The 9,492-nt window shown below is 65.7% G+C and carries 8 protein-coding genes and 1 tRNA gene; 6 read left to right on the top strand and 3 right to left on the bottom strand.

The features are described from left to right. From G3N99_RS28465 to G3N99_RS28455, 3 genes are all read left to right on the top strand, one after another. A partial coding sequence (locus G3N99_RS28465; protein ID WP_241011896.1) for a DNA-processing protein DprA occupies positions 1 to 667 on the top strand: 667 nt, incomplete at its 5' end. Positions 668 to 703: 36 nt separating this feature from the next. Continuing rightward, positions 704 to 1,084 (top strand): thioredoxin family protein, encoded by a 381-nt coding sequence (locus G3N99_RS28460; protein ID WP_011353575.1) that lies wholly within the window; start codon positions 704 to 706, stop codon positions 1,082 to 1,084. Positions 1,085 to 1,277: 193 nt separating this feature from the next. After that, a complete protein-coding gene (locus G3N99_RS28455) occupies positions 1,278 to 3,875 on the top strand; it encodes a DNA topoisomerase III (RefSeq protein ID WP_174937392.1) in 2,598 nt (865 codons plus the stop codon). A 128-nt stretch (positions 3,876 to 4,003) separates the two neighbouring features. Here the strand turns inward: G3N99_RS28455 and G3N99_RS28450 are convergent, their stop codons facing one another. Further along, complete coding sequence (locus tag G3N99_RS28450) at positions 4,004 to 5,053, bottom strand: LysR family transcriptional regulator (protein WP_174937390.1); 1,050 nt, start codon at positions 5,051 to 5,053, stop codon at positions 4,004 to 4,006. A gap of 426 nt (positions 5,054 to 5,479) precedes the next feature. Between G3N99_RS28450 and G3N99_RS28445 the strand changes: the two genes are divergently transcribed. After that, positions 5,480 to 6,493, top strand: coding sequence for a D-2-hydroxyacid dehydrogenase family protein (locus G3N99_RS28445; protein WP_011353578.1), 1,014 nt, complete (start codon positions 5,480 to 5,482; stop codon positions 6,491 to 6,493). 51 nt (positions 6,494 to 6,544) lie between these two features. Here G3N99_RS28445 and G3N99_RS28440 read toward each other — a convergent pair whose 3' ends face one another. Continuing rightward, positions 6,545 to 7,411 carry a patatin-like phospholipase family protein gene (locus G3N99_RS28440; protein WP_174916659.1) on the bottom strand — a complete coding sequence of 289 codons (867 nt, stop codon included), beginning with the start codon at positions 7,409 to 7,411 and terminating at the stop codon, positions 6,545 to 6,547. 8 nt (positions 7,412 to 7,419) lie between these two features. Next, on the bottom strand, positions 7,420 to 7,824 hold the full coding sequence (locus G3N99_RS28435) for a PaaI family thioesterase (protein WP_006477449.1): 405 nt from the start codon (positions 7,822 to 7,824) through the stop codon (positions 7,420 to 7,422). A gap of 190 nt (positions 7,825 to 8,014) precedes the next feature. Between G3N99_RS28435 and G3N99_RS28430 the strand changes: the two genes are divergently transcribed. Together G3N99_RS28430 and G3N99_RS28425 are read left to right on the top strand one after the other, a co-directional pair. Further along, positions 8,015 to 8,090 (top strand) — tRNA-Lys (locus G3N99_RS28430). A gap of 187 nt (positions 8,091 to 8,277) precedes the next feature. Beyond that, positions 8,278 to 9,327 carry a DUF3592 domain-containing protein gene (locus tag G3N99_RS28425; RefSeq protein ID WP_206124049.1) on the top strand — a complete coding sequence of 350 codons (1,050 nt, stop codon included), beginning with the start codon at positions 8,278 to 8,280 and terminating at the stop codon, positions 9,325 to 9,327. The last annotated feature ends 165 nt before the right edge of the window (positions 9,328 to 9,492 follow it).

Genomic DNA, 9,492 nt, shown 5'->3' with positions numbered 1-9,492 from the left:
AGTGCAGCGCCCACGCGAGTGGCCAACACGACATACACTCTTTGCCTCCACGACGCGCTTCCGATCTCTGGTCGTCGAGGCCGCGCCGCGCTCCGGCTCGCTGATCACCGCGCGACTCGCGAACGAACTGGGGCGCGATGTATTCGCGATGCCGGGCTCGATCCATGCGCCGCTCGCGCAGGGCTGCCACGCACTGATCCGCGACGGCGCGAAGCTCACCGCCGCGCCGCTCGACGTGCTCGAGGAATACGGGCTGGGTGAGTCGAAAGCCGCCATGGCAGGCGGTGCGGCGTGTTCCGGGCATCCGTGCGCGGACTCCGGCGACCTCCGCGAAACCGAAGCCATCACTCAGCGTGCCGCTAGCGGGATCATCCACACTGGCGATGCCGTTCCGGCCACCGCGCCCGCCCGAGACGAAGCACCGTCGCCGGCGCCACCGCTGCCCAGCACGCCATCCGAACAGGCCGTACTTGCCGCATTGGGATACGGCCCCGTCACCTACGAATGGCTCGCCGAGCACAGCGGCCTGTCCGACGACGTGCTGCACCGCGCGCTGCTTGCGCTGGAACTGGCCGGCCGCGTCGCCAGCCTCCCCGGCGGACGCTTCGTGCGGCTTGACGCGGCGCGCACCCCGCCCGTGCACGGCGTGCTACATTCCCCCGCATAGGGGCGGCCAGGCCGCCAACGATATCCAAGGAAATCCATGCCCGCGCTGAATCTCGACACCGATGCGGATCGGATCGCCGAGCGCCTCGCCGATCCCGGCACGTTGCTCGTCGCCTGCCTGTGCGCCGAGTGGTGCGGCACCTGCCGCGACTACCGGACGGCCTTCGACCAGCTCGCCGATGCGCATCCGGACGCCTGCTTCGCCTGGATCGACATCGAAACGCATGCCGACCAGCTCGACGATCTCGACGTCGAGAACTTCCCGACGATCCTGATCGAAGATACCCACACCGCGCGCTTCTTCGGCACGGTGCTGCCGCATGCGGCGATCGTCGAGCGGATGCTGTCCGATCTGAGTGCGGTACCCGGTGCGCCGCACGCACCGAAATTGCGCAACGTCCTGGCCGTCGAAGCCTGAATTCGCGAGCCGGCCCGGTAGTTTTGCGCGCATTTGCGCGCCCTGCCGCGCCGGGCGCTTGCCGCCGTTGCGGCCCCCCTCTATGATGAGCCGCTTTTTACACGCTGAGCCGCCATCGCTGCGGCGTGTGCTATAAAGCGGTCGTAAAAGGGACCCACAACCGGCGAACCCGGTCTACCAACACACACCTGTCATGTCCAAAGCACTGATCATTGCGGAAAAGCCTTCTGTCGCGAACGACATCGCACGCGCTTTGGGCGGCTTTACCAAGCATGACGAGTATTACGAAAGCGACGATTTCGTCCTTTCGTCCGCTGTCGGCCACCTGCTGGAAATCGCCGCCCCGGAAGAGTACGAGGTCAAGCGCGGGAAATGGAGCTTCGCGCATCTGCCCGTCATCCCCCCGCATTTCGACCTGAACCCGATCGCAAAAAGCGAGTCGCGCCTCAAGGTGCTCACCAAGCTGTTGAAGCGCAAGGACGTCGACCGCCTGATCAACGCATGTGACGCGGGGCGCGAGGGCGAGCTGATTTTCCGCCTGATCGCGCAGCACGCGAAGGCGAAGCAGCCGGTCCAGCGCCTGTGGCTGCAGTCGATGACCCCGCAGGCGATCCGCGACGGCTTCGCGAACCTGCGCAGCGACGCGGACATGCTGCCGCTCGCCGACGCCGCACGCTGCCGCTCGGAAGCCGACTGGCTCGTCGGGATCAACGGCACCCGCGCGATGACCGCGTTCAACAGCAAGGGCGGCGGCTTCTTCCTGACGACAGTTGGTCGCGTTCAGACGCCAACGTTGTCGATCGTCGTCGAACGCGAAGAGAAAATCCGCCGCTTCATCCCGCGCGACTACTGGGAAGTGAAGGCCGAATTCGCATGCGCGGGCGGCTTCTACGAAGGCAAGTGGTACGACCCGAAATTCAAGCGCGACGAATTCGATCCGGAAAAGCGCGACTCCCGCCTGTGGAGCCTGCCGGCTGCCGAAACGATCGTCGCCGCATGCCGCGACCAGGTCGGCACGGTCTCCGAGGAATCGAAGCCGTCGACGCAACTGTCGCCGCTGCTGTTCGACCTGACGAGCCTGCAGCGCGAAGCGAACGGCCGTTTCGGCTTCTCCGCGAAGAACACGCTCGGTCTCGCGCAGGCGCTGTATGAAAAGCACAAGGTGCTGACCTACCCGCGTACCGACGCGCGCGCGCTGCCGGAAGACTACCTGTCGACGGTCGAGTCCACACTCGAGATGCTCAAGGAGAGCAACAACTACCTGCCGCATGCGAAGCAGGTGCTCGACAAGGGCTGGGTGAAGCCGAACAAGCGGATCTTCGACAACTCGAAGATCAGCGACCACTTTGCAATCATCCCGACGCTGCAGGCGCCGAAGTCGCTGTCCGAGCCGGAGCAGAAGCTGTACGACCTGGTCGTGAAGCGCTTCCTCGCCGTGTTCTTCCCAGCCGCCGAATTCCGCGTCACGACACGGATCACCGAAGTCGCGGGCCATCACTTCAAGACCGAAGGCAAGGTGCTCGTCGAGCCGGGCTGGCTGCAGGTGTACGGTCGCGACGCCGAAGGCGCGGACGCGAACCTCGTGCCGGTGCAGAAGAACGAGAAGGTGAAGACGGACGAAATCGCCGCCGTCGCGCTCGTCACGAAGCCGCCCGCACGCTACTCGGAAGCGACGCTGCTGTCCGCAATGGAAGGCGCGGGCAAGCTCGTCGAGGACGACGAACTGCGCGAGGCGATGGCCGCAAAGGGCCTCGGCACGCCAGCCACGCGCGCGGCGATCATCGAAGGCCTGCTCGGCGAAAAATACCTCGTGCGCGAAGGCCGCGAACTGATCCCGACCGCGAAGGCATTCCAACTGATGACGCTGCTGCGCGGGCTCGGCGTGAAGGAACTCACCGCGCCCGAGCTCACCGGCGAATGGGAATACAAGCTGTCGCAGATGGAGCGCGGCAACCTCGGGCGCGAAGCGTTCATGCAGGAAATTGCCCGCATGACGCAGCAGATCGTCAAGCGCGCGAAGGAATACGATTCCGACACGATCCCCGGCGATTACGCGACGCTCGAGACGCCATGCCCGAATTGCGGCGGCCAGGTGAAGGAAAACTACCGCCGCTTCGCGTGCACGAAGTGCGAGTTCTCGATCTCGAAGATCCCGGGCAGCCGGCAGTTCGAGATCGCGGAAGTCGAGGAGCTGCTGCGCGAGAAGACGATCGGCCCGCTGTCCGGCTTCCGCAGCAAGATGGGCCGCCCGTTCTCGGCGATCCTCAAGCTGTCCTTCGACGACGAGACGAAGAACTACAAGCTCGAGTTCGATTTCGGCCAGGATACCGGCGGCGAGGAAGGCGAGGCGCCCGACTTCTCCGCGCAGGAGCCGGTCGGCGCATGCCCGAAGTGCAAGGGTCGCGTGTTCGAGCACGGGATGAGCTACGTGTGCGAGCACTCGGTGGCCAACCCGAAGACCTGCGACTTCCGCTCGGGCAAGGTGATCCTGCAGCAGGAAATCACGCGCGAGCAGATGGGCAAGCTGCTTGCCGACGGCCGCACGGATCTGTTGCCGAACTTCAAGTCGTCACGCACGGGCCGCAACTTCAAGGCCTTCCTCGTGAAGCAGCCCGACGGCAAGATCGGCTTCGAGTTCGAGAAGAAGGAGCCGAAGGCCGCCGCCGCGAAGAAGACGGCAAAATCGGCGACGAAGGATGCCGAAACCGTGACGGAAGGCGCCGAAGAGAAACCGGCACCGGCTCGCAAGACCGCCGCCCGCAAGACGACGGCGCGCAAGACGGGCTCGTAACGGCCTGACGGCCGGGGTTCTCCCGGCCACGCCGAATTCCGGCAGGCAGCCATAAAAAAACGCGGATCGAGCAATCGATCCGCGTTTTTCTTTGCGCCGGCGGCAACCGCCGCCCGGCCATCGCGCCGTTACAGCGGCGACGGCACCGCGACGCGCGGGCGCGGCGAACGCGGCAGGCGCGGCGACAGGTTCGGGTCGGCCGACTCCGGCTGCTCCGCACGCGTCTCGACACCGATCGGCGCAAGCGCCGAATTCTGCGCGGCCCACTGCTCGCCCATCGTCGCATCGGTCGAGTGGCTGAAATGCTCGACGAGGTGGTCGATGAACGTGCGCACCTTCGCAGGCAGATGGCGCCGGCTCGGGTAAGCGATGTTGATCTCGACCTGCGGCAGCCGGAAATCCGGCAGCAGCCGCACGAGTGCGCCACGCGCGATGTCGCCGCCGATCAGGTAGCTCGGCAGGATCGCGACACCCATCCCGAGCAGCGCGAACTGGCGCAGCATCGCGGTGTTGTTCGCGACGATCACGTTGGTCGGGCGCACGCGTACTTCGCCGTCCGGCCCCGTGAACACGCGCTCGTCGCCCCAGTATTCGGTCGGCAGGCTCAGGCTCGGGTGCTCGGCGAGATGCTCCGGATGGGTCGGCACACCGTGCTTCTCCAGGTAGCTCGGCGTCGCGCACACGGTCATGCAGCCGGTGGTCAGGCGCCGCGTGACGATGCTCGCGCTGCGCATCTGGCGCGTGACGACAATGCCGACGTCGAAGCCTTCCTCGACGAGATCGACCTGCCGGTCGACCAGCGTGAGATCCGGCACCACTTTCGGGAAATTCTCCGTGTACGACTGCAACACGGGCGCGAGGTTATGCAGGCCGAACACGACCGGCGCAACGATGCGCAACGTTCCGACCGGCTCGTGATTGCGCGCAACGACCATCTGCTCGACGTCCTCGAGCTCATCGAGGATCTGGCGAGCACGCTCCAGATAGACCTGGCCTGACTCCGTCAGGGAAAGGCTGCGCGTGGTGCGGTTCAGCAAACGCGTGCCGAGCCGGCCTTCCAGATCGGCGACGTGACGCGTCGCGACCGCGTTGGAGATATCCATTGCACTCGCGGCCCGCGCAAAACTGCCGAGATCTGCAACCTTGACGAACACGCGCATCGACTGCAAATGATCCATAAACGACTCCTGCCGCTGTTACAACTTCAAAAAGATGAAGCAAATGCGTAATTCTCCTACGACAGCGGAAATGATGCAGAGTTGCTCAACAAGGCCGTTGTTGACGATAAAAATAGTCAAAAATCCTCGCCTTCTGCGGATAGTTGATCCAATTATTCTGATTGGAGCAACAATTGGGTGAACCTCGTCGAGTAAGCGGCCGAATCAGGAAGGACGTATTTGATGCGACACAACAGCGCACCCTTCCGCCCACCGCGCAAGCGGCTCCGGGTCAGGCTGCCGCCAATTGCGGCGGAGCGTAACAACCTGTTAAAAAGACACCATGGCGGCGGCCGACGTAGCATCATGTCGGCCCCGGCCGGGCGGGACGGGTGCGCGACGTGCGCCGCCGCCACCGCCGCTTTCAACGCGCGACACCCGCTCACCATGAAAATTGCCATCCTCGACGACTACCAGGACGCCGTCCGCAAGCTGAACTGCTTCGAGATGCTTGCCGACCACGACGTGAAGGTCTTCAACAATACGGTGCGCGGATTGGGACAACTCGCGAGCCGTCTGGCGGAAGTCGAGGCGCTCGTGCTGATTCGCGAACGGACCCCGATTTCGTCGCAACTGCTCGCCAAGCTGCCGAACCTGCGCATGATCAGCCAGACCGGCCGCATTTCGAGCCACATCGATCTCGAAGCCTGTACCGACCGCGGCATCGCGGTGCTCGAAGGCACAGGCTCCCCGATTGCCCCCGCCGAGCTGACGTGGGCGCTCGTGATGGCCGCCCAGCGCCGCATTCCGCAGTACGTCGCGAACCTGAAGCAGGGCGCGTGGCAACAGTCGGGCCTGAAGACGTCGGCCATGCCGCCGAACTTCGGCCTCGGCCAGGTGCTGCGCGGCCAGACGCTCGGCATCTGGGGCTACGGCAAGATCGGCCGGCTCGTCGCCGGCTACGGCAAGGCGTTCGGGATGAACGTGCTGATCTGGGGCCGCGAGCATTCGCTCGAGGCCGCGCGGGCCGACGGCTATACGGCCGCCGAAAGCCGCGAAGCGCTGTTCGAGCAGAGCGACGTGCTGTCGCTGCACCTGCGCATGCATGACGACACGCGCGGGATCGTCAAGCAGGAAGACCTGATGCGGATGAAGCCGACGTCGCTGCTCGTCAACACGAGCCGCGCCGAACTGCTCGAGGAAAATGCACTGGTCAACGCGCTGTCGCACAACCGTCCGGGGATGGTCGCGATCGACGTGTTCGAAAGCGAGCCGATCCTGCAGGGCTACAGCCTGCTGCGGATGGAAAACGTGATCTGCACGCCGCACATCGGCTACGTCGAGCGCGAAAGCTACGAGCTCTACTTCAGCGCGGCATTCAGGAATATCCTGGCGTTCGACCAGGGCGACATGTCGAGCGTCGTCAATCCGGAAGCACTGACGCCGCGCCGCGTGCGCTGAGCGCAGCGGGTCGCGCCCGCCGCGCGGCCCCGCTTCCTGCTTCCCCCGTCTTCAGGCGGCCACGCGGCCGCCCGTCATCGCACCGACGCGCGTGAGGAAATGCTCGCCGTCGCGCCGCCCGAGGTCGTACGCATGCCGCATCTGCGACGGGCTCGTGTAATCCCAACTCGAAATCGGCACCTTGCTCGACGGCTGGACATACAGCCGCCGCTGCTCACCGTGCGCGACCGTGAACATCTGCGGGCGCGGGTACAACCGCGTGACGAGCACCAGCACGTCGCCCGGCGTCGGGTCGAGCGCGTCGACCGGCACGTTGTCGACCATCCCGCCGTCGAGCACGGGCCGGCCGCCGCGGCGCAGCACCGGCGTGAACGGCGGTGTGCAGGACGACTGCAGGATCAAGTCGGCGAGTTCGTCGACGCGCGTGCAGGCCTGCGCGCGCACGAATTCCGGCCGAAAGCCGAGCGTGCGCCCGAGCGTCGGGTGCAGCGTCTTGCGCACGTACTTCTCGATGTTGTACGCGACGAGGCCGGCGGCCACGGCGCTGCGCGCGCCGAGCCAGCGCGGCACGTGCGACACGCCGATACGGATCTCCGGCGCCGCGGCAAGCTTCGCGAACGGCTCGCCGTAGATGTCGAGCAGCGCCTGACGGTAAATCCGGTAATGCGGGAACACGGGCTCGCGCCCGAACAGGTTGCCCCAGTACGCGTTCTTCCGGTTGTGGCGCAGCGCCTCTTCGTAATAGCGCATCACCCAGGCGGCGTCGCGCGTATACAGCATGCACGCGGTCGCCGCGCCGGCGGAGATGCCGGTAATCACGCGCGGGCGCAAGCCGAGCGCCGGCTGGGCGACGTCCCAGAAGCCGGCCTGCCACCAGCAGCGATTGCCGCCGCCCGCAAAGACGATCTGGTCGAACATCGCGCCGCTCAGCTGACGAGCGCGTAGGTCGACGTCGCGTGAACGGCCATCTTGCCGTCTTCGTCGAACAGCTCGACTTCGCCGAAGACGAGATTGCGGCCCATCCGCAGCACGCGCGCGGTGACGAGCACGTCGCCCTTGCGCACGGGACGCATGAAGTTCGTGTTCAACGATACGGTCGTCATCGGCCGGAACTCGCCGAGCGCGGCCGAGATCGCAACCACCATCGCGGTGTCGGCAGCCGCCGTGAACACCTGGCCGCAGATGATGCCGCCCGAATGGCGGAATTCGCCGGAAAACGGCAGGCGCAGCGTGACGCTGTCGTCGCCGATCGACACGGGGACCAGACCGAGCGAGCGGACCCAGGGGGCCAGCAGGCGATCCAGCAATTCGCGGACTGCGTTTTCGTCCATCTTCGAAAGCCCAGAAAGCGTTGCGCGACCGCCGCGCAACACGTGTGGCGTCATCATACCGGGAGCACGGAATCTGCGATCGCTCGTTATCGGACCGACAGCTGCCGTAGTCGTGACGAAATATTTTCAGGGATTTTGCAGAAAGGGCTTGCAAGGCCTCAAATACCCATGCATAATCTTTCTTCTGTTGGGGGCGTTAGCTCAGTTGGTAGAGCAGCGGACTCTTAATCCGTAGGTCGAGTGTTCGAGTCACTCACGCCCCACCAGGAATTCCGAAGCCCGGTTAGCGAAAGCTAACCGGGCTTTTTCCTTTTCCGCCGCCGCACTCGCGACGCGCGCCCTGTCGCGGTACGCCATCGCACGCCCGCTCCGCATCGTTTCCGCTAGAATCGTCCGACAAATATCACACAACCGGCGCAGGCACTGCCGTTTGCCCGCCGGCACTGAGAGAGCATGGGACGTCAGACATGGAAGCATGTAACCGAGACGCGACCATTCAGAGAGCCTGGTTGCGCCGATATCGGCGAGTCCGTCGAGACACGCCACTCCCAAGATCACGCCGGCATCCGCAGTGCGACGCACGAACCGGATCCGGTCATGCCGGGTAAGGACGCGCTCGTCGCCATGGCGCTCGGCGTCGTGCTGCTCGTGCTGGCCGGCATGCTCGCGGTCACGGAGGGCCAGGCGACCGGCCAACTGGTCAGCGCGCCGGGCACGGTCGTGCGCATCGTGCAGGACAGCGACGCGATGCGCGCGTACCGGCCGATCGTCGCGTACCTCGCGAATGACGGGCAGCGCCGTGAAGTCGCCGGCAATACCGCATCGACCGTCCCCGCCTACGATATCGGCGAGAACGTCGAGGTATGGCTGGACCCCAGCCACCCCGAACGCCCCGCACTGATCGACGATTTCACGCAACGCTGGTTTCCGGCGGCCGTGGCAGCGCTGCTCGCCGTCGCCTCGTTCGCGATCGGCGGCCTCCTGATCGTCGGCGGGCGTCGCCGCCGGACATCCGAGCCACCGCCGGCCCGCTCCGCCCGCAAGCACGCGCGGAGCCGCTGGGATGTCGCGATCGTGCTGATTCCGATCGCGATCGGCACGGGCTTCGTCGCCGGCGCCGGCGCGGCCGGCCTGCGTCAGTGGCAGATCGCCCACCACTACGCACGTTCGACCGGCCATGTCGTCGAGATCGCGAAAAACGCGCGCTCGCCCCGCTCGCGCACGTCGCTGTATTCGGCGATCGTCGCGTTCACGACCGACAGCGGCCGCCAGATCACGTTCGCCCAGGGCTCGGCGGCGTCGCATCCGGGCCTGCGCGAAGGCGATGCGGTCAACGTGCTGTACGACCCCGTCACGCCCGAGCGCGCGGTCGTCGACCGCTTCTGGGATCGCTGGGGCCTCGCGGCCATCCTGTTCGCGATCGGCGCACCGTTCCTCGCGGCCGGGCTGTTCATCGCCGCGACGCTGTGGCCGGAACACCCGGCGCACGAAGCCGCGCCATGACGGGCGCGCGCCGGCCGCGCTCCGTGAGATCGGAAGAGGACACGGCTGAACTCCAGTCACCAATTAACAGCTCGTATGCAGTCTGCTGCTTGAAAAAAAAAACACCACGAGGCAGCGACGAGCCAACACGTCCTCGCACGCAATATTACCGATGCCGTCAATCTT

It is taken from the genome of Burkholderia sp. Ac-20392 (assembly GCF_017104585.1).
GTDB lineage: Bacteria > Pseudomonadota > Gammaproteobacteria > Burkholderiales > Burkholderiaceae > Burkholderia > Burkholderia lata.
Note: the sequence above shows the minus strand (reverse complement) of the source record. Positions and strands in the feature narration are given on the sequence as shown.

Coding starts and splice junctions, on each gene's coding strand:
- G3N99_RS28460 (WP_011353575.1), top strand. CDS start 704: ATGCCCGCGCTGAATCTCGACACCGATGCGGATCGGATCGCCGAGCGC.
- G3N99_RS28440 (WP_174916659.1), bottom strand. CDS start 7,411: ATGTTCGACCAGATCGTCTTTGCGGGCGGCGGCAATCGCTGCTGGTGG.
- G3N99_RS28455 (WP_174937392.1), top strand. CDS start 1,278: ATGTCCAAAGCACTGATCATTGCGGAAAAGCCTTCTGTCGCGAACGAC.
- G3N99_RS28450 (WP_174937390.1), bottom strand. CDS start 5,053: ATGGATCATTTGCAGTCGATGCGCGTGTTCGTCAAGGTTGCAGATCTC.
- G3N99_RS28445 (WP_011353578.1), top strand. CDS start 5,480: ATGAAAATTGCCATCCTCGACGACTACCAGGACGCCGTCCGCAAGCTG.
- G3N99_RS28435 (WP_006477449.1), bottom strand. CDS start 7,824: ATGGACGAAAACGCAGTCCGCGAATTGCTGGATCGCCTGCTGGCCCCC.
- G3N99_RS28425 (WP_206124049.1), top strand. CDS start 8,278: ATGGGACGTCAGACATGGAAGCATGTAACCGAGACGCGACCATTCAGA.